Origin of the sequence: Pseudoalteromonas sp. SW0106-04 (genome assembly GCF_001293805.1) — a bacterium.
Lineage (GTDB): Bacteria > Pseudomonadota > Gammaproteobacteria > Enterobacterales > Alteromonadaceae > Pseudoalteromonas > Pseudoalteromonas ruthenica.
The window spans coordinates 121,630-147,111 of the sequence record NZ_BCAI01000011.1 but is presented as its reverse complement, the minus strand read 5'-3'; the positions used below and the strand labels follow the sequence as shown (position 1 = coordinate 147,111).

The window sequence follows — 25,482 nt, the reverse complement described above, 5'->3', positions numbered from 1 at the left end:
AAAATATATTTAAAAGCATAATGAAATCAATTAAACATTCTCTTCTCAAAGGCCTAGGCGGATTACTGTGTGCAAGCTCAGTGTTTGTCGCTCAAGCGCAGATCATTCCGGCTCCACCTGAAGTTAACGCTAAGGGCCACTTTCTTGTCGATTTCACAACGGGCAAGGTGATCGCCGAAGGCGAAGCCGACACTAAATTGGCACCCGCTAGCCTGACGAAAATGATGACAAGCTACGTCATCGGTACAGAAATTAATGCCGGTAACATCTCCCCTTCAGATATGGTGACCGTCAGTGAAAATGCATGGGCGAAAAATTTCCCAGAGTCATCAAAAATGTTTATCGAAGTCGGTAAGCAAGTAAGCGTTGAAGACTTAAATCGCGGTATCATCATTCAATCAGGTAACGATGCGTGTGTAGCGATGGCCGAACATATTGCGGGAAGTGAATCGGCATTTGCCGATCTCATGAATGCCCACGCACAGAAGCTTGGCATGGATAACAGCCACTTTATCAACAGCCATGGTTTAGATACCAACGAGCATTTCACTACCCCTCGGGATATGGCGACCTTGGGTGCTGCACTTATCCGTGATGTGCCAGACGAATACGCGCTGTATAAAGAAAAAGACTTTACCTACAACGGTATCAAACAATTTAACCGCAATAGTTTGCTGTGGGATCAAGGCCTCGACGTAGACGGCATTAAAACTGGTCACACTAGCGAAGCCGGATATAGCTTAGTGTCTTCTGCCACTAAGGGTGATATGCGTTTAATAGCCGTGGTCATGGGTGCCAGCTCTGAGCGTGCACGTAAAGTGGAAAGCAAAAAACTGCTTAACTACGGCTTTCGTTTTTTCGAAACCATCACACCGTATAAAGCTGGCGACAAATTTGCCGACCAACGCATCTGGATGGGCGACAAAGAGACTGTGGCGTTAGGCATTTTAGAAGACACGCCTATCACTATCCCTCGTGGCCAACAGAAGAACCTAGAAGCGAACTTTGAGCTCGATACGACACTTGAAGCGCCACTAGAGAAAGGCACCAAAGTAGGCACTTTGTACTTACAACTTGACGGTGAAGATGTGGCTAACTACCCACTGGTAACACTGGAAAGTATTGAAGAAGGTGGCTTTTTCAGCAAGATCTACGACTATTTGCGCTTACAAATCATGTAATCGCCGCTGATTTGTTATAGCGGATCACGCATTACCGAGCGCCCCACTTGTTGGGGCGTTTTTTTTACCTTAAAAAATGCTAGAATACGCACTATTAAGAGCTTTGCTCCGTATACTTTAAACACACCGTCGTCTGTAGTTAAGAGGGTTTATTGTCGTGGTCAAACCGGTCAAAAATACCAAATTTGATGAATATCTAGAGTTTCCTTGTCCTTTCACATTTAAGGTGATGGGTCTTGCTAACGTGAGCCTGACGGAACAGGTATTAACGGTTATGCAAGAGCACGCCCCTGGCGACTATGCACCAAAAACGAAACCGAGCAGTAAAGGTAATTATGAGTCAGTGACTTTAGTTGCGACGGTGACATCAAAAGAGCATATCGAAGTTATCTATACTGAATTAGGTAGCATTGATGATGTACGCTACGTTCTGTAAGCCTTTTAAGGACTGACATTGAGCACCTTAATAGTACGCCAATTGGGCTCTCGCCCATACATGCCTATTTGGCAGGCAATGCAAACCTTCACAGACACCCGTGACGAGGCCAGTGCCGATGAAATTTGGCTGGTAGAACATGAGCCTGTATTTACGCAAGGCCAAGCAGGCAAAGACGAGCACTTGCTAATGCCCGGTGACATTCCAGTGGTCAAAGTAGACCGTGGCGGGCAAGTCACTTATCACGGCCCAGGACAGCAAATGCTGTACGTACTTTTCAACTTACGAAGATTGAAAATCGGTGTACGCGACCTGGTTACCTGGCTAGAAGACAGTATTATCGACAGTCTTGGTGAATATGGAATCGACGCTTACGCCAAAAAAGATGCACCTGGGGTCTATGTTAATGACGCCAAGATTGCCTCCTTAGGTTTGCGCGTGCGTCGAGGCTGCTCCTTCCATGGTTTGGCTTTGAACGTCAATATGGATTTGGAGCCTTTCTTGCGCATTAACCCGTGCGGCTATGCGGGTATGCAAATGGTGCAATGTAAAGATTTAAATGGGCCTCAGTCCACAGAGCAAGCCGGTCAAGGGCTTGTCGAGCAATTAATTAAACGACTCAACCCCGAACACGTTGAGTATCAACAAGGGTTAGCGAAAGAATGACGAAATCATCAGTAAGAATGCAACCGGGTGTAAAATTACGTGACGCTGAGAAAATGGCACTTATCCCGGTCAAAGTCCTACCGACTGAAAAAGACGAAATGCTACGTAAGCCAGAGTGGCTGAAAATCCGCTTACCTAAATCTAACGAGCGCATTGATGGCATTAAACAGGCAATGCGTAAGCACGGCTTGCACTCCGTGTGTGAAGAGGCGAGCTGCCCTAACCTTTCTGAATGCTTTAATCACGGCACCGCCACATTCATGATCTTAGGAGCCATTTGTACGCGTCGTTGTCCGTTTTGCGATGTCGCTCATGGTCGTCCACTGAAACCTGATGCTCAAGAGCCAGAAAAGCTGGCACTGACTATCAAGGACATGAAGCTCAACTACGTGGTGATCACCTCGGTAGACCGCGACGATTTACGTGACGGGGGGGCTCAACATTTCGCCGATTGTATTCGCGAGATTCGTAAGCACAACCCGGGCATTACTATTGAAATTCTAGTGCCAGATTTCCGTGGTCGTATGGACCGAGCATTAGCGATCCTCAGCGAGACACCACCAGATGTCTTTAACCACAATTTAGAGACAGCCCCACGCCTTTATAAATTGGCTCGTCCAGGCGCAGACTACAAATGGTCTTTAGAGCTATTAAAGCGCTTTAAAGAAGCACACCCTGAGGTGCGCACCAAGTCAGGCCTAATGGTAGGGTTAGGTGAAGAAATGAGCGAAATAGAAGAAGTGCTGCGCGACTTACGTGAGCACAACGTTGATATGCTCACAGTAGGCCAGTATTTACAGCCTTCGAAACACCACCTGCCGGTAAAACGTTACGTGCCACCAGTGGAATTTGACGCATTAAAAGCGTACGCAGATGACATCGGCTTTACCCAAGCAGCCTGTGGTCCCTTTGTACGCTCTAGCTATCATGCTGACCAACAAGCAGCAGGTAAAGAAGTTAAATAAGCGATTACGACGCGTCATGGCATTGTGACGCGTCCCTTCTTTATTCACATCCCTAATACAAATGTGCTAGTATCCGTTGCAAGTCGTTAAGATAAGGATAGAGATAAATGACTTCAGCGCACGTCAAGGACACGACCACCCAACTAATCAGCAGTTACCCACAATTCAATACCCTATTACTTGATTATCAAGTAATCAGTGATTTAGTTGACCCAACCTCCGTTACCCGCTTTATGCATCAAAACAAGTTAAAGCACTTAGTCATAGCCAATGTGCCCAGCGATATGAACTTCGGCCACCTTAAACGTTGGCCTAATCTGCGCGGTGTTTTTATTGCCCCAAGTACTGATGAGCAGGTGATGCAAGGCCTGCAAGCCATTGCTGAAGGAAAGCTGTGGTTCCCACGTAAAGTAACGGATCACTGGATGCGCCATTACCTAGCCACAGAAGAGCACCAGCAAAGCCAAAAGTCTCTATTGACCGAAAAAGAAATGACGGTACTTAAGTTACTGGCCTCTGGAATGCCGCTTATTAGCATTGCCGAGCGATTATTCATCAGCGATGCGACCGTGCGTGTTCACCTACATAAGATTTATCAAAAAATCGGTGTGAAAAACAAACAACAAGCCATGCTTTGGTCGCAGCAGCATCTGACCTGAACAATTACAACTCGCGAGGCTCTACTCGAAAGTAAATAATATCGCTGTATCGGCCTGCCACTTGACGTTCAAAATCTTGTAAGCGAATGGCCAGTGGCAGCAATTGAGTTGACTGCTGTGCAGCGATTGGCAATTGTCGCACATGTTGTAGATCGTACCAACGCCCAGCCACAGCTAGCGAATAGCCAATACGCCAAGCAGGTTTTTGCGTATCATGCAGTAAATACCCTTGGTTTTGTGAGCGCATCAATAACCGCAAGTCAGTGTTGCTACGCACCTGTAAACTAGGAAGGTGATGATACTCTTTGTTACTGCGCAGCTCACCAAGATTGACACTCGCTTGGCGCGCATTGTGTCCTAACCAGGTCAACGAAAAGCGCTGTGGCAGATGAGTATCAACCACCACATTTGCTTGCGTTATTAGTTGCCCTTGGAAGTGCCCGGTAATAAGCAGAGTATCTTCGTAGAACCCAGCAGGTGCTGGTTGTTGACGCTTTAATTTGAGATTGATAATGGTGCTTTGAGCGCCGCGCACATGTATGGGCATCGCCAGTGCCTGACCTTGGTCGTTGTGCACATCGTAACTAAGGCGCGCCTTACCCCCATGTAGGCGGAACTGCTGCTGAGAGTGTAAGCTGAGTTGAAATTCACACTCTTGGTGTTGCCTGGGAGTAATACGTAATCGATAGCTCGCTTGCGCCGTGCTCTGAGAGCGATAGCTTGCCAAGGTGTCGCTGAGCTCTTCAATGTGCAGTTGCATATCCGTGCAGCTTTGTTGTGCTGTACTTGGCAAAGCAGCAAGCGCTAATACTAAACACACCCATTTAACGCACATAAATCACCCCTTTTCTTTGCAATTGTTGTTCATCCTCAACCTCCAGCGAGACACTCGGTAAGTGGGTATCATCAAAACGAATGCGATAGTGACACGGTTTCATGCCGGTGATGGCAAAACGTCCTTGACGATTAGTAAAAAAAGCTTTCACATCATCACCACATACCGCTTCACCCACGGTTAAAGCAAGGGGCGTTTCATCGTCATCAATAAGTGTTCCCATCACGGTAATATTGGCACTGGAGCCGACCTTGATGTAATGACCAGAGCGATAGTGTGGATAGAACCGCAATAACCCCGTGCCGATGTCATAGCCAATGGGTAAGTTAGGAATATCTACCGCCGCTCCACCTTGGCTATAGGCGTTAAGATCAGGCAGCAACATGTTCCCTAAGCCATCATTTTTAACGCGTATTGCTTGACCTTGGTCGGTCAAACGTACCTTTAACCCATCTAAACTCGAGTGCGTATCGACTAACGCGAAACTATCGTTAATTGTACGTCCCACTCCCCACTGATTTTGCGCGAACGCCAAGGCCGCTGAGAGTGAAAGACGGGTTTGATGCCGCCCTTCATCAGCCTGTAAACGCTTATAAAAGCTGCCATGATCCAGTGCACTACCAAAACGGTTGCCATTGTATCGCATGCTCACATCGACGGCGCTTTGATAATCAATGCTGTTTTCAATACCAGCGGTGAATTGGCTCACACCAATATGTTGAGCACTCCCCTGGAAACTGTATTCTAAGCGCTCAAGGTGTTTTCGCTGTTGTGCGTACAAACGTAGGCGCTTACCTTGAGAAAATTGATAACTAATGTTGAAACCTAAGTTGTAATCTCGCTGACCCTCATCACGAACTCCAGTAAATACTCGCCAAGACCAACCTTGCTGCCAACTATGCCCGCCTACACTCAAAGTGGCACTGCGCTGCCAAGATTGCTTCTTGCTACCTTGTTGATGACGTTTTTGCGCATTGAGGGAGAAGTTAACTGTGTTGGCGTTATCGAATACATAGCTGTAGTCAAACTGCCACTGGTGCTGCACTGGCAATGAGCGAGCCACTTTAACAGTACTTATCTGCAGCGGAGTGTAGGCTTTCGCTACATATTCGTAACCGAGCTGAAATTCGCTGCCAGAGTTAGACCGGTAGCTGCGTAAAGATGCTCGGTAGGCCTGTGCAGCTCCTAAGTGTGAGTGATGGCTCAACGCATATTCGCTGGCGGCAATAAACCACGGCATTGCATAGGTAGCTCGAGCGCTCAATTGCGCACTTTGCTCATGCCATTGCAGCCCAGCGCCTAGGGTTAGATTAGGCGACCATCCATAGTCAAAGCTTGCGCTAATAAAGGGTTGCTGCCAAAGGTAGTCATACCCCGTTGCTGAGGCTTGACTTAATACACCAGCAAAACTTTGCAGTTGCAAATCGCCTTGGGCGAGCAAATCTAAGCCGGTGGTAATATCAAACTCGATCACCTCCACTTTACCCGCATCATCCGTTATTTTTAACGACACATCATTGCTGCCTTCTTGCAACGGTATATCGGCAAGCGTGTAGACTCCGGGACCAAGCTGTAAACGTTTTACGACTCGCTGTTCAACGATCACATCAATGCTGGAGGGGCGCTCAAGAGTGAAGCTCTGTGAGGCAGAGGGACGTGGAGAATGGCGTGTAATTTGCGCAAAGTTTTTAACAAAAGCAACGCCTAAACTCGACTCACTGCCCTGAAAATAGCCACCGAGTACGTAGTTATCACCAAGACTAAGGCGCGCTCCTATATCCGCATAGTCATAGCTGACACGAGTTCCTAATCGACTCGCCCGAGCCGAGCGTCCGTGTTGAAGTTGCTGCTCTGACTCCAACAGCCAACCATGAGCTCGCAGTGCAAGCTCGGTGCGCCAAGTAAACTGCTCCGCGCTGAGGTTCTCTTTGGATGCTTGCTCTTTAATAACGCTCAGATAGTTATTAAGGTAACCACTGTAGGGAGCCATTTTATGCGCTTCTAAGAACGGTTGCTGTTGCGCCGCTGACACCGTGCGGCTTTGCAATAGCTGACGATCAATAGAGGTCACGAGCAGAAACTGACTCATATCGAATTGCACGCGAATGCCCTGCTCACGTAATGCAAACAACGGTAACCATTTTTGCTGTGGCTGCGCTAATGAGCCTGTGATTGTCGGCAGTACCAGTGGTGTTAGCGCGTGTATAAACTCATCACTATCAACATAAATGGTGTCATCTGCTGCAATGCGAATATCAACCACACTCAAATTAGCACCATTTACGACAAGCTCCACACTCAAATCCAGGTCTTGGCCTGTTGGATTCAGCGCCCCATGAGCAACGGAGCAACAGCAGCCAATCAGTAACAATAAGCACAGGCTAATTACTGGCGCAACGCGAGCCGCCATGGCGCCTTCCCTACTGCCTTTGAAAGTAAATACTGATGCCATTGCGAGCTTAAGCTAATATTGCGGCTGCTCTTGGCGGGCAATAAGCTGTCCTCAGAGAGCCGCGCAATATCAGTGTCGCGTAAAAGAACTTTTTCACCATCAGCGCTGATAAGTACCAGAGGTAGTGAACTAAGATATGCTCTCGCGTTTCCCTGGTTATGAAGCGTTAAGCTTGCATTGTGCGCAGTAATGTTCGAGTCCACTATGCGCACATCACTGCCTGCACCCGCTACATCCAAGTGCACAACAACATTAATATCTAATAACATCTGCAGTTGTGGCTGCGATAATATCAGCGGCTGCTGCAATAACCGCACGAAGTAACTAGCCTCTACACCGTTAGCTGGCATGTTGTCGACCACTATCTGAACACGCTGCGACTGCCCTGGCTTTAAAATCATTGCTGGCGGAAAAACCATCAGGTCATCACTTTCGCTCGAACTATAACCTTGATCTTGAAAGTGAATACGCTCAACACCCAGCTCAAACGCAAACTCACGATTACTTGGGTTATGAATAACAAAATAACCACGGCTCCCCGGCTTATGGCTAATATGCTGCACCATGGGTGTGACCTCGACAGCACCTAGCAGGTGGCTCGTGATCAGAGTGCCAAACAGCAACAACCACTTAGCCATACTAGTGACTCAAGGGCTCTATGCGCACTTTTGTCGTTTCAGCTTTAAACCCAGCAGGAGGCGTAAACCCAATCACGCGCGCGCTATTAGGAGGAATAAAACTGGTTTGCAAAGCCGCAGACAGCGCTGGACCTTGTACTATTCGTTGTTCTTCGCCTTGTTGTAGTATCCATTTGGTTTTAATAAGGCGAATATACTTGTTACCTGAGTTGCTGATATTGACCTGCCACGCTTTTTCGTCGCTACGGATGTCAGTAATTGCAAGATCTGCTTTAGCGTCTTCAGGAGCCACATTAAATAAAGTACGAAAGCTCAGAGCCATACCTACAGAGGACTGCGCTTGATTTGGCAGAGCCACTTGGTCAATGACAATACGGTACGCTTTCGATGCGGCTAGCGCCGGCTCACCAATGTAACGCACGACGATTGTTTGCGCTTGCCCTGGTGGAATAACCGCCGTCATTGGCAGAATTAAGAAGTCGCTGTCATTATCGGTGAGTTGCTCTTCACCTTGGCTGTTAATGACCAAGTTCTTAGCACTGACTTCCACCGTCAGAGGCGTATCCTCAATATTTACGATACGCATATTACGCTGCGCTTGCTTGCCCATAGGCGCAAGCTCGGCCACCATAGGCTGTACTTGGAACGCGCAAACTGGGGCGGCTATCCAAAGTAAAAGAGTAAGCAGTACAATTCTCATAACATAAACCTAAAAAGGCAGCCCGAAGGCTGCCCAACTCAACATGGAAATTGGATTAACGCGCAGTAATAGCAATTTGCAGCGTGTCTGAATAAGTGCCTGCATACAAGGCATCTTCTAATAGCTCTAGCTGAATTTGACCATTGACGCCGCGAGCGAGCTCTTCTGAACCGTCAACATCAACGCTAACACGTTTCTCGTTTTCACCGGTGTCGGCCATTAACTCTAGGGCAACGGCGCCAGCAGTAAGAGAGGCTTTGTAGTCAATACCACGGTTTTCATTGTCGGTATTTTGCAGGTTCCCTTCTGCTGAAGTCAGGCTCACAGTCGCGCCATCAGCATCGTTACATAGCAATGTCACGTCTGACATCGCTGTCGCACCAGAGCTTAAAGAAGAGAAGGTTTGGCTGTTGGTCAAGTTAGAAACGGTGCAGACAGAATCAACTTGTCCGTTAAGATTCAGGCTACTTGAAGCATGCGCCGTTGCGCTAAGAGTCAGAGCAATCGCAGCAGAGATAAGTACTGTTTTCATGTGTAATGTCCTTTTGCTTAAATAATAATCGTTATAGGCCTCGACCATAAAGGTCAGGCGTGATTTCAAGACGAATTTCGTCGCTATAGCGCCCGGCAAAAACCAATGGCTGCTGCAGCTGTACCGCGAGAGAAGCGCGTTCAGAGAACAACACCTGCTCGAAGTGAATCGCCTTTCCTTGCTTCAATTGCAAGGCTGAAAATACTGTTTCCCGTTTGGCTTTCGGCACGGTCAACGTCACTCGGTAAGGCACTAACACATCATTGTTATGATGGCTTAACCCCCCATTTTGAGAATAAAGCGTTAGGGTCATGGGTGAATTACAGCGTAAATCCAATTCAGCCTGAGAGGACCTTGTATTGCTCAACTCAACATCATGTTGATGAAACGCAACGGAACAACGGGCTTTTATATATCCATACATGGCTAGACTAACTTCATTTGCGGTGGCTATGGAGCTACCTAAACTTGCTAGCATTAGCGCCAACTTACAGATTTTTATCACGTTTTGCTTTCGCATCCTGACCCGTTATTGGTGTGCTTCAAACAACGATGAAAAGACTAACTGAGATTTGGGGATTTAAAACGTTTGTTTATGATGAAGCACGTTTATGAACGTTAAACATTTTCCTAAACGGCCGTTTACTTGGGTGTATAACGGGGATTTTTCGGGCTTATAAATATCGATAAATCAGTCTTCTAGTTGCCTGTTTTTAAAATTTTGTAAGACATTCGCCACAAAGCAAGCTAAGCAAAACTAATTCAATTTAATTCAAAAATTAGAATAACGCTCTAGGTTATAATTTGTTGTTCTTTAAACGTTCAGCGAGTGTCTGCTAAATTTGCGCCCAAATTTTGCATATTTGATTTTATTTTTTTATAGTCGCAAAGGGTTATTTGGGGTACAGAGATGGAGTTCACCGAACAAGAGCTGGCTTTTTTCCAGCAGGTATTTAGCGAAAACACGTTGCAAGGCGACGATGTTAACACCACCGGCTTGTCCCTTCGTTCGGAGTTACCGGATTATGTTGCCTCCCTATTTGAGCAGCCTGGGTTATGTATGTTGGCAGAGGTCGGGCACTTTGAACTTTGGTTTCCTCTCTCGCTGTCATTAACCGCAAACGGTGATTTACAGCCCGCGCTGGAAGCACCAGAAATTTTCGAGGCTCTTGGCCAGCACCGCAGCTGGCGCTTTGATAATCCCAAGAGTATTTACTTGCTCACCGACGACGGGCGAAAGCTTCCTATTCATTCTTTATCCTCTACTGGAGCGGTGATTGATGCTGAGCAAATCAAGCATGCGCCACAAAGGGCCACAGCCAAGTTAATCCTGCCAGACTATCCGCCAATGCAATTGGAGATGCAAAAAGCACGGCAACAAGGCTCACTCATTGCCGTCACATTTATACGTAACACCAACAAAAAACAGCTCCGCCAGTTCCTGTTTAACAACCACAAACAAGGCTTTCAAGAGATTTATCACTCCCTCGCAGCACACAGTTAAAACAGTGTTCAGGTAACTTTGCTACGCTAGATAAGTGTGCAATCTGACGGAGTACATTTAATGAATAAACTAATTCTTGCGAGTGCAATTAGCACCGTTTTACTTAGCGGCTGTGGGGGTTCGGACGATAATGACGACAACATCACCAACCCGGAGCCGACACAAGCAGAATTCTCGTTAGGCGTATCTGATGCGCCGGTAAGTAACGTTAAAGCAGTGTGGGTTGCCTTTGACAGCATTACTTTGAACGCGGGCGATGGTGAGATGCCAACCTTTGAGACTCGCTCTGAAGAGAACCCAGATCAACCCGTGATGGTAAACTTACTGGACTACACGGGTGATGATGTGTTTGCGCTTATCGATAATGAGCTTGTTGCTGCCGGTGACTATGAATGGCTACGCGCTGATATAGTCAATGGCGATATGGCCAATATCGAGATGACTTCACATCTGGTTTATAACGATGACACTGTCGTGCCACTTGTTGTCACCCGTAAGGGCAATGACGGCATCGGTGAAATTCAAATAAATGACTTCACTTTGGTCAGTGGTGACAACGACTTCGTGCTTGAGTTTGACCTGAAAAAATCGTTGGTCAACCCAAGTAACAGTAACGAAGTTAAGCTTAAACCCACAGGAATTCGCCTAGAAAACCTTGCCCAAGTGGAAGATATCGAGGGTGTAGTTAGCCAGCAGTTGGTACAAAACTGCGAAACTGACAATGCAGATATCGCGCCTGCCACCGGCGGTTTTGGTCATGCCGTATATCTCTATAATAGCGATGTCAGTGAGCCTAAAGATTTGTATCTTGATGGTGAAACGGTTGCGGCTGACGCACCTATCGCGACCGGTGGCGTAAGCTTCGATGAGGAAGATGAACGTTATGAGTTCGAAATCGGCTTTGTCGCTCCAGGTGAATATCAGCTAGCTTATACTTGCGCTGCACACATTGATGACGCCGAAATCCTCGATCAGTCGTTTACGCTGTATCAGCAACAGACAGTCACGGTGACAAGCGGTGAAGACGCTCAAGTTACCTTTGATATAGCCCAGTAAGCTATTGAAAATTAAAGACTAAAAACATTTTAAATTTTTGCTTGCATGGCGCGATAATTTAACTATTATTGCGCCACTTTAATTCGATAGCCAATCCTAGTACAGCCCCCCAGCCAAGGCGAAGAGTAACTATCCAAATTCAATTTTGGAGTTATTATGTCTGTTTCTTCTTTGCGAGCTCCTGCTCACTCATTTACCGAGCAATTCGTACAAGCCGACCAACTTGCCAATCAATACGGTACCCCTTTACTGGTGCTGGATATTGACCGTGTTCGCGAAAACTACCTAGCGCTTCATGCTGCGCTTCCGGGAGTGACTTTACACTATGCTCTAAAGCCCCTACCTCATGCGGATGTGGTGCGCGCCTTAGACGCGCTGGGCGGCAGTTTTGACCTTGCGACCAATGGTGAAGTGGATGTGGTGGCTCAGTGTGCTGTGCCAGCAAGTAAAACCATTCACACTCACCCGGTCAAGCGCGTGGCCGATATTGAGCATGCCTTGGCTTATGGGTGCAATACCTTTGTATTCGACTGTGCCAATGAGTTACATAAGTTTGCGCCTTATAACCATGAGGTTGAGCTATTACTGCGCTTAAGCTTCTTAAATGAAGATGCGGCTGCTGATTTGTCGAAAAAGTTTGGCGTAACACCAGCACAAGCTTTGCCATTGTTGCAACAAGCTCACAGCATGGGTATTCGCGTGCGTGGGCTGTCATTCCATGTAGGCTCACAAACACGCGACCCTCATAAATACGTGGCAGCAATAGAGCAATGTAAAGAAGTCTTTGAATTAGCTCGACGCGCGGGTTTGCCTGCCATGAATACATTGGATATTGGCGGTGGCTTTCCGGTGAGTTATCAAAACGACAACATTGATATTGATATCGATAGCTATTGTGCACCCATTCGCGAAGCGTTGGCGCAGTGGCCGCAAACCACCCATTTTATTGCAGAACCTGGTCGTTATATTGTTGCCTCGGCCATGGTGCACGTAATGAGTGTGATGGGCCAAAGCCTGCGCGGCGGTAAGCCTTGGTATTATATGGATGATGGCGTATATGGTGCGTTTAGCGGCCGCGTGTACGGCGAGCCTGCGCAACGCTTTTACACTTTGCACCAAGCCCCGGAGCAGCCGTGTGTTTTAGCGGGACCAACCTGCGATAGCATAGATGTCATTACAGAGCATGTGAATATGGCGCAACTGCAGGATGGCGAGCGAGTGTTTACCGCTAATATGGGCGCTTACACATGGACTACGAGCACTGATTTTAATTTCTTCGCTAAAGCGCCTGTTATTAGTGTCGATAGTGCACTGAGCATGGCGCAATTGGGTTAGTCTTCTAAAGCTGAAGTTCAAAAGCTAATTTTACTCTACCAGCGCGAGTCTCACAGCCGCGCTGGCGGGCATCAGTTCGTGTCTTTGTTTTCCTTAGCTTTTTGCATTAATTCGGCGCGCTCTTGAGATAGCCGCGCCAACCCTTTTTGTTCAACATCAATCAAGGTGGTGTACTTAGCCGTCACTGCTGACATACGTTGCGACAAGGCATTGTCATAAGTAGCATCAACGAGGTTATCCGGAGTTTGCGCCGCTTCCCCTTGCAGCGCTTCTAATTCATTGTCTAAACGCGTGTGATAGGTGTCAATTTTATCCAGGTGCTGGCGCATATCGCGGTCAATTTGCTGCAAGCGAATAAAACTGTCGATACTGTCTGGGGCATTTGCTGCGCTGTCTTTAAAGATCTCTTTTTGGGCCAGCAAACGGTCAATATGCATTTGCTCCCGATCGATCAACGCTTGATAACGCTTACTCACCGCCTCCATTTCTTTGGCAATAGCTTGATCTTTTTCAGCTCCAGTGAGGTTATTAACTTGGGCATCTGACTGATCTTTCAAGCGCGCAATTTCTTCTTGCATTTGACGTGTGTAAGTCTCTATTTTATCACGGTGCTGGGCAATTTCTTTATCCGCCTGCTGATTGCGTATATACCCCTCAATATCACTGTCGCTTTGTGGCTTAGCTGCGCTTGAAGTGTCGGCGGCAATGGTATTAACCACCACTGGCTTGGCGTCCTTACCACAAGGGAGCTGCGAAAATTCTACAGTGCCATTTTTGGTGCATTGATATACTGTGGTGCCAGCACTCACCGGTAAAGCGGCGGTAAACACGGTTAAAACAAACAAGCGAATCATTTTTTCTCCTAAGCGCCAGAGCGCGTACCTATCTCAAGTCTAGCTGATGCATAGCCACATGCGAAGGATCCATGTGCGGCGTTCAAACGTACCACAGCGGTATTCGTAATAACCGAGGTGCACCATGAAAACGGGGCTCTATCTTTTTTATCACGATCTGAGATTAGAAGACAATCAGACACTTAGGCGATTATCTTCACAAGTTGATCGGCTTATATTGGCGTATTGTCCGTTGCATACACTCACTGTGCCATCGCGCGCCATTTATAATGCTCGAGAGCAAGGGCCTGCGCGCACTGAATTTGTTGAGCAAACGCTACACCACCTAGGCCAAGCGCTAGCGCCTTATCATCACTCACTGTGCTGCATTGATAATCTTAAGACACTCGACGAACTGGTTGGCGTTCATGACATCACTCACCTAGGCGTAGGGCATCAGCATGGCTGGGATGAACGAATGGCTCTCGCTCATATTAAAGACCGCTACAAGGCTATTGAGCTGATTCAAGATCATGATCATACGCTGTTCACCTTGGCACAACTCCCAGGCCCTGTGGATGAGCTACCTAGCACCTTTAGTCAATTCCGCAAAGCCGTAGAGTCTGAGCTAAGTGTCGATGAACCGCTTGCAGCGCCAACACAGCTTGCTCCTAGCGTCCCCGTTAGGCAAAACCTTTATCTCCAGGATGATGCATCCACCTCTGTACTCACGCCTTGGTTTGCACAAAGCGCTGCGCACGCGCTTGAGAACTATTTTGCTACGGAGGCACCCAGTCGCTATAAAGAAACGCGCAACGCGCTTCAAGGTCAGCACTTTTCGACGGCACTGTCACCTTGGTTAGCAAACGGCGCTTTAAGTGCACGCCTGATGCTAAGCAAATTGCGTAACTATGAAGCACAGCACGGTGCCAACGAGTCAACGTACTGGATTTACTTTGAACTATTATGGCGCGAGTACTTTCAGTGGCTGGCTATTAAACAAGGTAAGCAGTTATATTGTTTTGCAGGCGCCAATAGCGCTAAGCCACAAACCAGTTTTTACGCCCAACGCTACCAAGCGTGGTGTCAAGGCAACACCCCCTATGCGTTGGTTAACGCCCTGATGCATGAACTTAATACCACCGGCTGGATGTCCAACCGGGGCCGACAAATTGTTGCTAGCTGCTTTGTCAACGAACTCAATCTTGATTGGCGTTATGGCGCCGCTTATTTTGAGCGTATGTTGATTGATTACGACAGCGCCAGCAACTATGGCAATTGGCAATATATCGCGGGCGTAGGGGCCGACCCTCGTGGCGGCCGTCATTTCAATCTAGCGAAACAGCAACAGCAATTTGATCCCGATGGCGAGTTTATTAGCCGTTGGCAAGGCGAAGCGAGCCAAAGCGATATCGACTATCAAGATTACACCGGCTGGCCCCAAAAAGGCGTGACTCATGAGTGAAAACTACAAAGAAATCCGCCTTATTCTCGGCGATCAGTTAAATGCGCAACATAGCTGGTTTGAGCACAAGAGCGACGATGTACTGTATATAATTGCTGAGCTACACCAAGAAATGCAGTATACCCAGCATCATATCCAAAAAGTGTGTGCTTTTTTTGCTGCCATGGCTCGCTTTGCCGAAGCCCTGGAATTAGCTGGGCACCGTGTTCTTCATCTGACTCTCGATGATACACAGGATTACGATGATTTAGCGCACCTACTCAAGACGCAGGTGCAGCGCTTTAATGCCAATACCCTCAGCTACCAACTGCCTGATGAGTATCGCTTATATGAGCAACTGCGCGACTTAAATCTCGGTGCAGACATCACCTTGAATGCCTATGATAGCGAGCACTTCTTGTTGGGCTTTAATGAGCTGAGCGATTACTTTCAGGCCGATACGCATCACACTATGGAGCAGTTTTACCGTAAAATGCGCCGACGCTTTAAGGTGTTGATGCAGGGCGACAAGCCTTTGGGGGAGCGGTGGAATTTTGATAAAGAAAATCGCAATAAGCTAACCCAACAAGACCTCACCGAGCTGCCACAGCCACTATGCTTTGACAACGATGTGCGCAGTATCAAAGAGCGCATCACCCGCCATAAGGTAAGTACTATAGGTCAAGGCAGCGATACGCTATTATGGCCTGTGAGCCGCAAACAGGCCAAGCAGTTACTGCGCTATTTTTGTGATCACTTACTACCTCGTTTTGGCACCTTTCAAGATGCCATGACCTGTCAAAGTGATAGCCAGTGGAGCCTTTATCACAGCCGCTTATCATTCGCGCTTAACAGTAAAATGCTGCACCCCATGCAAGTGATCAACGAGGCCACTTCGGCCTATGAGCAAAGTGATGGCGCTATCACCCTGGCTCAGGTAGAAGGCTTTATTCGACAAATCCTAGGTTGGCGTGAGTATGTGCGTGGGATTTATTGGGCTAACATGCCCAAATACAGTTCGTTAAATACTTTAGAGGCCTCGTCGCCGCTGCCAGAGTTTTTCTGGCATGGAAAAACCAATATGGCCTGTCTTAGCCATGCTATTGGTCAAAGCCTTGATTATGCCTACGCCCACCATATTCAGCGCTTAATGATCACCGGCAATTTTTGCTTACTACTTGGCGTTGACCCCGATGCCGTCGATGCCTGGTACTTAGGTATTTATGTAGACGCCATTGAATGGGTGGAAATGCCCAACACCCGGGGCATGAGCCAATTTGCCGACGGCGGCATTATTGCCACCAAACCTTACAGCAGTGGTGGCAACTACATCAACAAAATGAGCGATTACTGCAAACACTGCCACTATAACGTTCGCGAAAAAGTGGGCGAGAAGGCATGCCCGTTTAACAGTCTTTACTGGCACTTTATGGTTCGCCACCGTGAGCGCTTTGGGAATAATCACCGCATCGGTATGATCTACCGAAATTGGGATAAACAAGATAGACGCCAGCAACAGCAGGTGTTAGAACGAGCCCAGTGGTGCATCGATAATGTGGAGAAATTATAAAGACATAAAAATAGATCAAATAATTAACCTTTATGTAACCTCAATGTAAGACGTTCCCATTTTAATACACTTACCATTTAAAAAACGGGAACATTATGAAAAAACAACACCTTATTGCCGCACTACTGATAGCAAGTGCGGCCACCAGCCAAGCACATGCTTTTAGCCAAGAGACCCATAAGCGTATCGTTATCGATGCCGTTGCTTATATGCAGCAGAATCCGAATACCACAGCCTATGCTGAGCTTGAGCAGTATGCACAACAAAACAATATGTCGGTGGACATTCTCGCCGATTTACTGGGCCAGTCAGCTTATGATGTGGATGACTTTGAGGATACCTTTTTTTGCGGTGCAATAACTGGGTCGTGCGTACAAGCGCCACTTTGGGGTGCTGCGAAGAGCATCGTTAAATACACCAGTTATTGGCACTTTCAGAATCACAGCCAAGGTGCCGATGTGCACGGCAATGATTTTGGTGGCTACAATTACCAAAAGCTCACGGTCTGGGGTGATGTTGATAATCTAGCCGCTACGTGGCTCAAGGGGGACTACCTCGATGATGGTCAAGGTGGTGAGACCGGTTGGTTCAATGCCGACAGTAGCAAATACAATAGCTATGGCGTCACCGAGCGTAACTACCGTATCGATAGTCACTCACAATACAGCATGTACGATGACTTTGAGGATATGCCCTTCCAACCTTTAGATAACCTGGGCCAGTACTGGTATCAAAGCTACCTGCAAAGCGGCAACCCGCAGGTGCTAGGGTTTGTCTTTCACACCACAGACTTATTGCAACCACATCATACGTGGACAACCTCAGCACTTAACCACTCTAGTTGGGAAGGTTGGGTAAAAGACTATTATGACCAAGAGCAGCTCAATGATATGCGCCTAGTGCGTGATGCAATGGATAGCTTTAGCGCCCTTGACCCACAACAACAAGATATTCGCCCACTCCTCACGCAAGGGGGGGCGTTTAGTTACGCTCAAGGCGGCATCGTACTTAACTCTGAAGATCACTACGATCGGGTCAACACCGGACGCCTTGTTATTCCTCATGCTATTGCCATGGTCGTGCACCTGCTTAACCATGCCATGGAGCAGCGTTAATGGGGTTCAGGGTTTTTATCTGGATAGGCCTTATTGGCCTATCTTTTTCGTCATTCTCGCAACTGCCGAGCAATGCTGAAGTGCGCTTTATGCGCACTGTATACCAACAACACAGTGCCGATTTAGCGGCGCACACCCGTCAAAGGTTGGTGGAGAATGCTTTTTTGCTACACCAAGCACATCAGCGTTTTCCATCATTAGTGGTTCGCCAAGCTACCGTGGGCTTCAACAATCACTATCATGTGCGCCGCTACTTACTGAGCGCTTGGCAGGCTCAAGGCTGGTTAGACGACAATGCCATAGCGCCGTTGGCGCTTAACCCTGCTTACAATGATGATTGGTTACGCCGCACACTGGGGAACTACCCGGCCGATGGTGCACTCAATCAAGCCACCGTGAATAAGCTCGCAGGCATCAAGCTACTGGATGCCACGGCATTATCCAACACCTTGAACATGGCAGATTTTTACCAGAGCATGTCGATGCAGATAAAATATAAGTTGCATCAAGGTGACATGTCCGTCTTTCATAGCGAGTTGCAACGTTGGCATCGATTTCGCCAAAGCGCCCTATTGGTGAGCCCCCTGCTCAAGAGCCATCAGCTCAGCTTTGAGCGCCTACAAGACATCGCTTTGGCAGATATTCTTCGCCCTAGCCTGTTAACCGAGCTCGGCGTACAACAAACCATGCATGGCAGCAGTGGTGAGCTGGAGCGCCTCAAGCAGGACATCAAAGAGCAAGATATCGTTACCTATTATGAGCGTCACCGCGAGCGCTTTCGCTATATTGCCAAAGTACGAGCTTACGGTGTTCAGTTTGAACAGCATGAGCAAGCGCAAAAGTTCTATCAACAAGCCAAAAGTCAGGGTTTTATTAGCGCAATGGGCGACAAAGAAAACGTATTCGGCAAACAAAATGGCGTATTAAGTCGCGATAACGACAGCGCCCCGGTATTTGCCAAGCAGCTGGCATTCACATTGGCAACACATACCTTATCGCGCCCAGTACGCACGCCTACAAACAAGTGGCTCGTACTAATGAGCACGGAAAAAGCCTATGAATACTATGCTAAAGACAGTGAAACGGTGCGTTACCAGGCCATTGAGGCACTCGCTAAGGAGCAGGCACAGCAGAACTATGAAGCCCAATTTAAGGCGTGGCGCGCGCACATGGAGGCAGCCGGATGAAACGAGTCACAGTGATTTTAATACTGCTCATAGGCGCTATAGCCTGGTATTTGAGCGCTGATGCTGGGGCTGTCAAAGCCCGCAGCGACTCGCCCACCTTGCTGCCAGTGCATGATACCCCCTCTGTAGCAGCCGAAGAGGCGGTCTCTGCTCGCCAGAGTAAAACACAGCGTTCGCAAGCCGTTGGCCCCCCTAAACAGATAAACGCTCAAGCGCCTATCACAGAGCCGGAATATGTGCCTCCTATCGCCAAAGACCGGCAACAAGCCGACGCATATCAAGGTGATTTGCACGATCACCAAGCTTACCAGCGCTACCAACAGCGCCAACATAACGACTTTAAACGCGCCTATATCAGTGCCGCAAAAGATAAAGTCGCGCTCCTTAAAACTTGGCTAGCGCGGGGAGAGCGAGAAGGCATCTCGCCGGAACAGCTGCAGTTTGCTCGGGATAAAATTGCCGCCTTAGAGCAAGCTAAGCAACAGTTGGAAGAGCAATTAGCCCAACAATAGCGTATCGTCTATAGCGCGGAAATGACTGGCGGCATTGATCAAAGATGTCGCCGTCAACGGTGCACAACTGTATACTTCGACACGCTTATTACGTTCATGACGTAGTTTGGCGACGAGCATATCGAAATCACCGTCACCAGAGAGTAAAATGGTGGTATCCGTTTGCGTTCCATGCTCCATAGCATCAAGGGTGATGCCCACATCCCAATCGCCTTTAGCCGAACCATCAGCACGCTGAATATAGGGTTTCAGCTTGACCTCAAAGCCAATGGCTCGGAGGATATTTTGGAATTCTCGTTGTTTGCTATCGCCACGATCAATGGCATAAGCGATGGCGGTGACTATTTCGTACTTAGCGCTTACCTCGCGCCAAAAGGCGTTGTAGTCAAAATTGCGCGCAAAGCTCTCACGGCAGGTGTAATATATATTTTGTACATCTACAAAAATGGCCGCTGTAGGCATAGATCCTCTCTAAAGGTGGCTTAATCGCCGTGCCCAGTTACCATTGTGGCCTACTTTGCACTGCTGTTCAGTGTCGTAGACTATCTGTTTTTTCGGGTTGTGCATAGCTAAGTCCTCGGCCTTGAGCACCGCCATCAACTGCGCTTCCAATTGCGGGCGCATTTGTGAGCCTAAAAAGGAACGTAACTGTTCATCGGTGGTGAACACCACAATCACTTTGATGTTGTCGGCTCGCTGCCAATCAATAACGTGGGTCAGCCACTCAAAACCTGACAACGGCTCACAATGTTCATTACAAAAGCGGGTCAGCGCTTTGCGCAGTGTGTTGTCTTTTTTCTTATCAGTTTTACGCATCGGTTTATCCACACAAAAACGCCGCCCGGTTGGGCGGCGTAAACACAGGGAGAATGACTAGAAATTATTTGCTCTCAAGCAAATTGCCAGAGCCTATTTCAATTTTACGTGGCTTCAAGGCCTCAGGGATCTCTCGCTCTAAGTCAATGACTAGGAGCCCGTTTTCAAGCCCTGCGCCGAGCACTTTAACATGGTCGCCAAGCTGGAACTTACGTTCGAAGTTGCGCTCAGCAATACCTTGATGAATGAATTTTCGCTCTTGCTTGTCGTCTTTGTCAGCCTTAATACCGGCGACTTTCAGAGTATTGTTCTCTGACTCAATACTCAGCTCATCTTCGCTGAATCCAGCCACCGCCATGGTGATACGATACTGGTCTTTACCCAATGCCTCGATGTTGTAAGGTGGGTAGCTTGGCTGCTTATCGGTGCGTGCCGCCGCATCCATAAGTGATGCAAGGTGGTCAAAACCGATGAATGAACGATATAGTGGTGATAAATCTACTGTACGCATAATGATATCCTCATAATTAAGCGATATTAGTTGCTACTTTTCACGATGAACAAGTAACATTTACGTTTTAAATCAATAAGTTTACTTAGTTTGGGACCCTTTCCGGCGTCCTCACTAACTGATGTATGGACAGCGTCTTTATTTTCAAGAAAAAGATGCAAAATTTTTTCTGCCACTATCCGGTCTAATTTATTAAGCCTATGAATTTTAAGTTAAATATGAAAAAAAATTTTATTGCAGATTATTGTTATTGCGATCGTTTTCTTTGCTGTCAGCGCATTTCAACAGCGCAATCTGCTCAGTACCGATCACACCCCCGCGCCTTACTTTGCCTTAACACAACTCAATGAACAGGGGCGATACAGCATCAAAGAACTCCAGGGGCAAACCACCGTGGTATACTTTTTTGCGCCATGGTGCTCTATCTGCAAGGTGTCCATGCCTAACTTACAATCGGCAATGGATGATGGCGATATTAACGCTGTGGCCGTTGCCCTTGATTATCAAAGTGAGCAACAAGTACAAGATTTTGTCGCTGACCTCTCTTTATCCATGCCCATACTTTTAGGTAGCGCACAAACCGCTAAGCAATATAAAATATCTGCATTCCCAACCTATTATGTTATTGATGAATCACTGCGCATAACTGCCCGCTCTATGGGCTACTCCAGTGAATTAGGCATAAAATACCGAGGTAGAGATGAATAAACGACATTGCTTTGTCGCGGCGCTGAGCATGCTCTGCGCGCCAACGTGGGCCACAAAAGCCCTGCCAGCGTTACCCGAGCCAGTGACCAATAATGCGGTCGCCCAAGTGACAACGGAACAAGGGCCTTATTTTATTAGCTTCATGGGGTTAGGTGCTGGGAAAAGTCACGAGGACGTGCACAATAAAGTGTGGGCATTAAAAATTGGCCAGGGGCAATGGCAAGGCCAAAAAAGTGTTCCCGCCAGTACCGAATTAAAAGGCCGATTGGCGGCGACTGCTGTGGGGGTCGGTCCATACGCTTATGTTTTTGGTGGCTATACCGTGGCCGACGACCACAGTGAAATTTCAGCGCCCGACGCCTATCGTTTTGATGTGCTAACCAACAGCTACCAGCGCCTAGCGGATATGCCGGTGCCTGTCGATGATAGCGTTGCGTTGAATTACCAAGACAAATTTATCTACTTGATCAGTGGCTGGCACAATGATGGCAACGTGAACTTAGTACAAGTCTATGACATTGCTAATAATACTTGGCAACAAGCGTCGCCATTTTTAGGCGAGCCGGTATTTGGTCACGCCGGTGCAATTAAAGGTAATATCATGGTGGTGTGTGATGGCGTAAAAACCGTTACTTATATTGATAAACGCCGAGGCTTCGATGGCAAAGCCCAATGTTTTAAAGGGATCATCCACCCCGACAAGCCAACAAAAATTGATTGGCGTATGATTAGCCACCCCACCGGCAAGAGTCATTATCGTATGGCAGCGGGAACAATCAATGGCCAGCTGGTGTTTATGGCGGGCTCCCCTAACCCTTATAACTACAACGGTATCGGCTATAATGGTAAACCCAGTTCGCCGTCAAATCAGGTATGGCGTTTCGATACTGATTCTAATCGTTGGCAACGTTTAGAGCATGCCCAACAGGGCACCATGGACCACCGGGGTTTACTGAGTCACCAAGGCACCGCCTATCGCATTGGCGGCATGGGCGAAAAGCAAAAGGTGCTCGACGTGGTCACCCCTTATCGATATTCATTTTAGGACGCAGTTATGGCAAAAGCGTGCGCATATCACATATTAGTGAAGAGCAAAGAAGAGTGCTTGGCTATCAAAGCCAAGTTAGACAAAGGCGGCGACTTTAATAAACTCGCAAAACAATATTCCACCTGTCCGTCGAAAAAGCGTGGCGGCGACTTGGGTGAATTTCAGCGCGGCACTATGGTCAAAGCCTTTGACGATGTGGTGTTTAAAAAGCCGCTGTTTGAAGTACACGGGCCGGTGAAAACCAAGTTTGGTTATCACCTAATTAAAACCGTTTATCGCAGTTAATCGCTTTTAGCGAATATAGAAATCGTTTTTGCTTATTTTACCCCAGCGACGAACCTCGCTACACTGCAACCTTAACGTTATTAACTGCACTGGAGAGAACTATGCTAACTGTTATTTTTGGCCGTGAAGGGTGCCCTTTCTGCGTACGCGCAAAAGACGTTGCCGAGCAACTGACACAAAGCCGCGATGATTTCAAATACCGCTATATCGATATCGTTAAAGAAGGGATCAGCAAAGCGGATTTAGAGAAATCAGCCGGCAAACCATGTGAAACAGTGCCGCAGATCTTTATCGATCAGGCGCACATTGGTGGGTTTACCGAGTTCGAAGCTTACGCGAAAGAAAATTTGGGTCTCTACCAAGACTAAATTGCAAAAGAACACCGGGTTTATGCTCGGTGTTCTGTTGCTGCTAAGCCAAAATACCTGGCCACAAAGGGAAGCATTTTAGCCACATCATTACTGTGCTTTTCACAACAATTTATCATTATGGTTCTGCTGCTAAATTGTTAAATTCGCGGGGTTTATCTCGTATCTGGCATAAGCACAACCACCTCTAATGGTTAAATTTCATACAAAACCAAGTACATAGGAAATAGTTGTAATTTATACAAGCAATTACTGCTTCATTCCTGTACAATGCGCGCCTCTTTGAATTCCCTGAGGCGTTTTAATGTCAGAACCAGTCACCTTTGAGTCGTTACACCTTTCTCCTGCTACTTTAAAAGCAGTGAGCGAATTGGGTTATGAGACTCCTTCCGAGATCCAAGCTCAATGTATTCCTCTTTTACTCGACAAAAAGGACGTATTGGGAATGGCACAAACAGGCACGGGTAAAACCGCCGCCTTTGCCTTACCATTGTTGAATAACTTGGATGCGGATGCGAAATATCCGCAAGTGCTTGTGCTTACTCCCACCCGTGAACTCGCAATCCAGGTTGCAGAAGCATTCGAGCAATACGCAAAATTTACTAAGGGCGTAGAAGTGCTCGCGCTTTACGGCGGCCAAAGCTACGGTATTCAGCTCAGCGCCCTACGTCGCGGTGCGCAAATCATTGTCGCGACTCCGGGTCGTCTACTTGATCACATTAGTCGTAAATCTATCGACCTATCACGCTTAAGTGCATTGGTGTTGGATGAAGCCGACGAAATGCTACGCATGGGCTTTATCGATGATGTGGAAAGCATCATGGCGCAAACACCAGAAGACAAGCAAACTTGTTTGTTCTCGGCGACCATGCCAAAACAGATTCAGTCTATTTGCAAAACCTATTTGCAAGACGCAGAGCAAGTGCGTATTACGCCGCGCAACAGCACAGTATCCACTATCGAGCAAGTGTACTGGCAAGCGCGTGTACACAAAAACAAAGCCATTGTGCGCTTTTTAGAAGCCGAAGACTTTGATGCTGCCATTGTATTTGTGCGTACTCGTAACGACACTGTGCAGTTGGCTGAGCTCCTTGAGCGCGAAGGCTTCTCTGCCGCACCATTAAACGGTGATATGAACCAGCAGGCGCGTGAGCGCACCGTTGACCGTCTTAAAAATGGTTTACTTGATATTGTTATAGCTACCGACGTGGCAGCACGAGGCCTAGATGTTGAACGCATCAGCCTAGTGGTTAACTATGATATCCCACAAGACAGCGAAGCCTATGTACACCGCATTGGTCGTACTGGCCGTGCAGGTCGTCAAGGTAAAGCTATTTTGTTCGTTAAGGGCAATGAGCGTTACCTACTTAAGAACATTATGCGCCACACCAAGAGCGACATCGCTCAGGTAGAATTGCCGAGCGCTAAAGTCGTTGAGCAAAAGCGTATTGATGCCCTGGAGAAGAAAGTGGCCGCCGCGCTGGAGCACAAAGACAGTGAGTTCTTTGCGCAAGTAGCCAATACCCTAGGTAACAAGTTGCAATTGAGCCAAGGTGACTTAGCCGCCGCGCTACTTTATCTGGCACAGCAACAGTCGCCGTTGAAGGTCGAGGAAATCAAAGCGAAGGAACGTCCAGAGCGTGGTGAACGCAGTGAGCGCAAAGGCGATCGTCGTCGCGACGGTGATAAACCTCGCCGCGAGCGTCGTGATGCTAACACGCCAATGGATACGTACCGTATTGAGGTGGGTCGCGAGCACGGTGTACAAGTTAAAAATATCGTCGGTGCCATTGCTAATGAAGCGGATATCTCCAGCAAGTTTATTGGCGACATTCGTTTATTTGACGCTCACAGTACCGTTGAGCTGCCAAAAGGCATGCCTGAGGACAAGCTGGCTCACTTCCAAAAAGTGTATATCTGCAAGCGTCCTATGAAGCTGACACTCAGCCAAAGCGAAGCACGTGCACCACGTGAGGCACGTGAACCACGAGGTGAAGGCAAAAAGCGTAGTTTCCGCGATCCTAACGCTAAAGGCCGTGGCCAGCGTAAAGAGCGCAAAGCAGTGAGCTTTCAATAAGCCTTAAATGACATAAAAAACCGCCGTTATGGCGGTTTTTTTGTGCCTG

Annotated in this window: 28 protein-coding genes; 18 read left to right on the top strand and 10 right to left on the bottom strand. The window is 47.7% G+C overall.

Features of this window, described 5'->3' with window-relative positions; all coding sequences use genetic code 11:
- Positions 1 to 20 precede the first annotated feature (20 nt).
- From W04_RS13565 to W04_RS13545, 5 genes are all read left to right on the top strand, one after another.
- Positions 21 to 1,181, top strand: a complete 1,161-nt coding sequence (locus W04_RS13565; protein WP_053911191.1) for a serine hydrolase — start codon at positions 21 to 23, stop codon at positions 1,179 to 1,181.
- A gap of 157 nt (positions 1,182 to 1,338) precedes the next feature.
- Positions 1,339 to 1,617, top strand: coding sequence for a DUF493 family protein YbeD (gene ybeD / locus W04_RS13560; RefSeq protein ID WP_022946385.1), 279 nt, complete (start codon positions 1,339 to 1,341; stop codon positions 1,615 to 1,617).
- Positions 1,618 to 1,629: 12 nt separating this feature from the next.
- Positions 1,630 to 2,283 carry a lipoyl(octanoyl) transferase LipB gene (gene lipB, locus W04_RS13555; RefSeq protein WP_026111315.1) on the top strand — a complete coding sequence of 218 codons (654 nt, stop codon included), beginning with the start codon at positions 1,630 to 1,632 and terminating at the stop codon, positions 2,281 to 2,283.
- Positions 2,280 to 3,248, top strand: a complete 969-nt coding sequence (gene lipA, locus W04_RS13550; protein WP_053911190.1) for a lipoyl synthase — start codon at positions 2,280 to 2,282, stop codon at positions 3,246 to 3,248. Before lipB ends, lipA begins: the two co-directional genes overlap by 4 nt.
- Before the next feature lie 107 nt (positions 3,249 to 3,355).
- Entirely contained in the window at positions 3,356 to 3,907 is a 552-nt protein-coding gene (locus tag W04_RS13545; protein ID WP_022946388.1) for a LuxR C-terminal-related transcriptional regulator, read from the top strand.
- Positions 3,908 to 3,911: 4 nt separating this feature from the next.
- On the opposite strand, the gene W04_RS13540 is transcribed toward W04_RS13545, so the two are convergent.
- Genes W04_RS13540 through W04_RS13515 form a run of 6 tightly spaced genes read right to left on the bottom strand, consistent with a single transcriptional unit; the run spans position 3,912 to position 9,542 of the window.
- On the bottom strand, positions 3,912 to 4,742 hold the full coding sequence (locus W04_RS13540) for a hypothetical protein (protein ID WP_053911189.1): 831 nt from the start codon (positions 4,740 to 4,742) through the stop codon (positions 3,912 to 3,914).
- Positions 4,732 to 7,152 carry a fimbria/pilus outer membrane usher protein gene (locus W04_RS13535; RefSeq protein WP_053911188.1) on the bottom strand — a complete coding sequence of 807 codons (2,421 nt, stop codon included), beginning with the start codon at positions 7,150 to 7,152 and terminating at the stop codon, positions 4,732 to 4,734. Before W04_RS13535 ends, W04_RS13540 begins: the two co-directional genes overlap by 11 nt.
- A complete protein-coding gene (locus tag W04_RS13530) occupies positions 7,128 to 7,832 on the bottom strand; it encodes a fimbria/pilus periplasmic chaperone (RefSeq protein WP_053911187.1) in 705 nt (234 codons plus the stop codon). Before W04_RS13530 ends, W04_RS13535 begins: the two co-directional genes overlap by 25 nt.
- Position 7,833: 1 nt before the next feature.
- The gene (locus W04_RS13525) at positions 7,834 to 8,532 is read right to left on the bottom strand and encodes a hypothetical protein (RefSeq protein ID WP_045979820.1); all 699 of its coding nucleotides are present in this window, start codon (positions 8,530 to 8,532) and stop codon (positions 7,834 to 7,836) included.
- A gap of 55 nt (positions 8,533 to 8,587) precedes the next feature.
- Positions 8,588 to 9,064: a hypothetical protein gene (locus W04_RS13520; RefSeq protein ID WP_053911186.1), complete on the bottom strand. Its 477-nt coding sequence runs from the start codon at positions 9,062 to 9,064 to the stop codon at positions 8,588 to 8,590.
- A 31-nt stretch (positions 9,065 to 9,095) separates the two neighbouring features.
- Positions 9,096 to 9,542 (bottom strand): hypothetical protein, encoded by a 447-nt coding sequence (locus W04_RS13515; protein WP_138542805.1) that lies wholly within the window; start codon positions 9,540 to 9,542, stop codon positions 9,096 to 9,098.
- Positions 9,543 to 9,974: 432 nt separating this feature from the next.
- Here W04_RS13515 and W04_RS13510 point away from each other — a divergent pair, with 432 nt between their 5' ends.
- From W04_RS13510 to W04_RS13500, 3 genes are all read left to right on the top strand, one after another.
- A complete protein-coding gene (locus W04_RS13510; protein WP_045979822.1) occupies positions 9,975 to 10,568 on the top strand; it encodes a hypothetical protein in 594 nt (197 codons plus the stop codon).
- Between the two features lie 60 nt (positions 10,569 to 10,628).
- Positions 10,629 to 11,624 (top strand): DUF4382 domain-containing protein, encoded by a 996-nt coding sequence (locus tag W04_RS13505; RefSeq protein ID WP_045979823.1) that lies wholly within the window; start codon positions 10,629 to 10,631, stop codon positions 11,622 to 11,624.
- A gap of 156 nt (positions 11,625 to 11,780) precedes the next feature.
- Positions 11,781 to 12,959, top strand: a complete 1,179-nt coding sequence (locus W04_RS13500) for a type III PLP-dependent enzyme (protein ID WP_045979824.1) — start codon at positions 11,781 to 11,783, stop codon at positions 12,957 to 12,959.
- Between the two features lie 71 nt (positions 12,960 to 13,030).
- Here the strand turns inward: W04_RS13500 and W04_RS13495 are convergent, their stop codons facing one another.
- A complete protein-coding gene (locus W04_RS13495; protein WP_045979825.1) occupies positions 13,031 to 13,813 on the bottom strand; it encodes a DUF4124 domain-containing protein in 783 nt (260 codons plus the stop codon).
- A gap of 124 nt (positions 13,814 to 13,937) precedes the next feature.
- Between W04_RS13495 and W04_RS13490 the strand changes: the two genes are divergently transcribed.
- The 5 genes from W04_RS13490 to W04_RS13470 all read left to right on the top strand — a co-directional run bounded on the left by W04_RS13490 (position 13,938) and on the right by W04_RS13470 (position 19,620).
- A complete protein-coding gene (locus tag W04_RS13490; protein ID WP_053911185.1) occupies positions 13,938 to 15,257 on the top strand; it encodes a DASH family cryptochrome in 1,320 nt (439 codons plus the stop codon).
- Positions 15,250 to 16,806 (top strand): cryptochrome/photolyase family protein, encoded by a 1,557-nt coding sequence (locus W04_RS13485; protein ID WP_053911184.1) that lies wholly within the window; start codon positions 15,250 to 15,252, stop codon positions 16,804 to 16,806. The genes W04_RS13490 and W04_RS13485 overlap by 8 nt, the downstream gene beginning before the upstream one ends.
- A 95-nt stretch (positions 16,807 to 16,901) precedes the next feature.
- Positions 16,902 to 17,921 (top strand): phospholipase, encoded by a 1,020-nt coding sequence (locus W04_RS13480; RefSeq protein WP_053911183.1) that lies wholly within the window; start codon positions 16,902 to 16,904, stop codon positions 17,919 to 17,921.
- Positions 17,921 to 19,108: a peptidyl-prolyl cis-trans isomerase gene (locus W04_RS13475; protein WP_053911182.1), complete on the top strand. Its 1,188-nt coding sequence runs from the start codon at positions 17,921 to 17,923 to the stop codon at positions 19,106 to 19,108. Before W04_RS13480 ends, W04_RS13475 begins: the two co-directional genes overlap by 1 nt.
- Entirely contained in the window at positions 19,105 to 19,620 is a 516-nt protein-coding gene (locus tag W04_RS13470) for a hypothetical protein (protein ID WP_053911181.1), read from the top strand. Before W04_RS13475 ends, W04_RS13470 begins: the two co-directional genes overlap by 4 nt.
- On the opposite strand, the gene W04_RS13465 is transcribed toward W04_RS13470, so the two are convergent.
- From W04_RS13465 to W04_RS13455, 3 genes are all read right to left on the bottom strand, one after another.
- Complete coding sequence (locus W04_RS13465) at positions 19,606 to 20,082, bottom strand: NYN domain-containing protein (RefSeq protein WP_045979830.1); 477 nt, start codon at positions 20,080 to 20,082, stop codon at positions 19,606 to 19,608. The two genes, W04_RS13470 and W04_RS13465, sit on opposite strands and share 15 nt — an antisense overlap.
- Positions 20,083 to 20,091: 9 nt before the next feature.
- Positions 20,092 to 20,436 (bottom strand): hypothetical protein, encoded by a 345-nt coding sequence (locus W04_RS13460; protein WP_045979831.1) that lies wholly within the window; start codon positions 20,434 to 20,436, stop codon positions 20,092 to 20,094.
- Between the two features lie 64 nt (positions 20,437 to 20,500).
- The gene (locus W04_RS13455; protein ID WP_022946406.1) at positions 20,501 to 20,947 is read right to left on the bottom strand and encodes an Hsp20 family protein; all 447 of its coding nucleotides are present in this window, start codon (positions 20,945 to 20,947) and stop codon (positions 20,501 to 20,503) included.
- Between the two features lie 234 nt (positions 20,948 to 21,181).
- On the opposite strand from W04_RS13455, the gene W04_RS13450 reads away from it, so the two are divergent.
- The 5 genes from W04_RS13450 (at position 21,182) to W04_RS13430 (ending at position 25,433) form a co-directional block, all read left to right on the top strand.
- Entirely contained in the window at positions 21,182 to 21,655 is a 474-nt protein-coding gene (locus tag W04_RS13450; protein ID WP_306341153.1) for a TlpA disulfide reductase family protein, read from the top strand.
- Entirely contained in the window at positions 21,648 to 22,700 is a 1,053-nt protein-coding gene (locus tag W04_RS13445; protein ID WP_373432705.1) for a Kelch repeat-containing protein, read from the top strand. The genes W04_RS13450 and W04_RS13445 overlap by 8 nt, the downstream gene beginning before the upstream one ends.
- A 9-nt stretch (positions 22,701 to 22,709) precedes the next feature.
- Complete coding sequence (locus tag W04_RS13440) at positions 22,710 to 22,988, top strand: peptidylprolyl isomerase (RefSeq protein WP_053911179.1); 279 nt, start codon at positions 22,710 to 22,712, stop codon at positions 22,986 to 22,988.
- A gap of 101 nt (positions 22,989 to 23,089) precedes the next feature.
- Positions 23,090 to 23,356 carry a GrxA family glutaredoxin gene (locus tag W04_RS13435; protein WP_022946410.1) on the top strand — a complete coding sequence of 89 codons (267 nt, stop codon included), beginning with the start codon at positions 23,090 to 23,092 and terminating at the stop codon, positions 23,354 to 23,356.
- Positions 23,357 to 23,660: 304 nt separating this feature from the next.
- The gene (locus W04_RS13430) at positions 23,661 to 25,433 is read left to right on the top strand and encodes a DEAD/DEAH box helicase (protein WP_045979836.1); all 1,773 of its coding nucleotides are present in this window, start codon (positions 23,661 to 23,663) and stop codon (positions 25,431 to 25,433) included.
- Positions 25,434 to 25,482: the final 49 nt, after the last annotated feature.

Excerpts from the sequence above, each read along its gene's own strand:
- W04_RS13565 (WP_053911191.1), top strand. The coding sequence starts at position 21 with ATGAAATCAATTAAACATTCTCTTCTCAAAGGCCTAGGCGGATTACTG.
- lipA (WP_053911190.1), top strand. The coding sequence starts at position 2,280 with ATGACGAAATCATCAGTAAGAATGCAACCGGGTGTAAAATTACGTGAC.
- W04_RS13545 (WP_022946388.1), top strand. The coding sequence starts at position 3,356 with ATGACTTCAGCGCACGTCAAGGACACGACCACCCAACTAATCAGCAGT.
- W04_RS13540 (WP_053911189.1), bottom strand. The coding sequence starts at position 4,742 with ATGTGCGTTAAATGGGTGTGTTTAGTATTAGCGCTTGCTGCTTTGCCA.
- W04_RS13535 (WP_053911188.1), bottom strand. The coding sequence starts at position 7,152 with ATGGCGGCTCGCGTTGCGCCAGTAATTAGCCTGTGCTTATTGTTACTG.
- W04_RS13530 (WP_053911187.1), bottom strand. The coding sequence starts at position 7,832 with ATGGCTAAGTGGTTGTTGCTGTTTGGCACTCTGATCACGAGCCACCTG.
- W04_RS13525 (WP_045979820.1), bottom strand. The coding sequence starts at position 8,532 with ATGAGAATTGTACTGCTTACTCTTTTACTTTGGATAGCCGCCCCAGTT.
- W04_RS13520 (WP_053911186.1), bottom strand. The coding sequence starts at position 9,064 with ATGAAAACAGTACTTATCTCTGCTGCGATTGCTCTGACTCTTAGCGCA.
- W04_RS13515 (WP_138542805.1), bottom strand. The coding sequence starts at position 9,542 with ATGCTAGCAAGTTTAGGTAGCTCCATAGCCACCGCAAATGAAGTTAGT.
- W04_RS13510 (WP_045979822.1), top strand. The coding sequence starts at position 9,975 with ATGGAGTTCACCGAACAAGAGCTGGCTTTTTTCCAGCAGGTATTTAGC.
- W04_RS13505 (WP_045979823.1), top strand. The coding sequence starts at position 10,629 with ATGAATAAACTAATTCTTGCGAGTGCAATTAGCACCGTTTTACTTAGC.
- W04_RS13500 (WP_045979824.1), top strand. The coding sequence starts at position 11,781 with ATGTCTGTTTCTTCTTTGCGAGCTCCTGCTCACTCATTTACCGAGCAA.
- W04_RS13495 (WP_045979825.1), bottom strand. The coding sequence starts at position 13,813 with ATGATTCGCTTGTTTGTTTTAACCGTGTTTACCGCCGCTTTACCGGTG.
- W04_RS13490 (WP_053911185.1), top strand. The coding sequence starts at position 13,938 with ATGAAAACGGGGCTCTATCTTTTTTATCACGATCTGAGATTAGAAGAC.
- W04_RS13485 (WP_053911184.1), top strand. The coding sequence starts at position 15,250 with ATGAGTGAAAACTACAAAGAAATCCGCCTTATTCTCGGCGATCAGTTA.
- W04_RS13480 (WP_053911183.1), top strand. The coding sequence starts at position 16,902 with ATGAAAAAACAACACCTTATTGCCGCACTACTGATAGCAAGTGCGGCC.
- W04_RS13475 (WP_053911182.1), top strand. The coding sequence starts at position 17,921 with ATGGGGTTCAGGGTTTTTATCTGGATAGGCCTTATTGGCCTATCTTTT.
- W04_RS13470 (WP_053911181.1), top strand. The coding sequence starts at position 19,105 with ATGAAACGAGTCACAGTGATTTTAATACTGCTCATAGGCGCTATAGCC.
- W04_RS13465 (WP_045979830.1), bottom strand. The coding sequence starts at position 20,082 with ATGCCTACAGCGGCCATTTTTGTAGATGTACAAAATATATATTACACC.
- W04_RS13460 (WP_045979831.1), bottom strand. The coding sequence starts at position 20,436 with ATGCGTAAAACTGATAAGAAAAAAGACAACACACTGCGCAAAGCGCTG.
- W04_RS13455 (WP_022946406.1), bottom strand. The coding sequence starts at position 20,947 with ATGCGTACAGTAGATTTATCACCACTATATCGTTCATTCATCGGTTTT.
- W04_RS13445 (WP_373432705.1), top strand. The coding sequence starts at position 21,648 with ATGAATAAACGACATTGCTTTGTCGCGGCGCTGAGCATGCTCTGCGCG.
- W04_RS13440 (WP_053911179.1), top strand. The coding sequence starts at position 22,710 with ATGGCAAAAGCGTGCGCATATCACATATTAGTGAAGAGCAAAGAAGAG.
- W04_RS13435 (WP_022946410.1), top strand. The coding sequence starts at position 23,090 with ATGCTAACTGTTATTTTTGGCCGTGAAGGGTGCCCTTTCTGCGTACGC.
- W04_RS13430 (WP_045979836.1), top strand. The coding sequence starts at position 23,661 with ATGTCAGAACCAGTCACCTTTGAGTCGTTACACCTTTCTCCTGCTACT.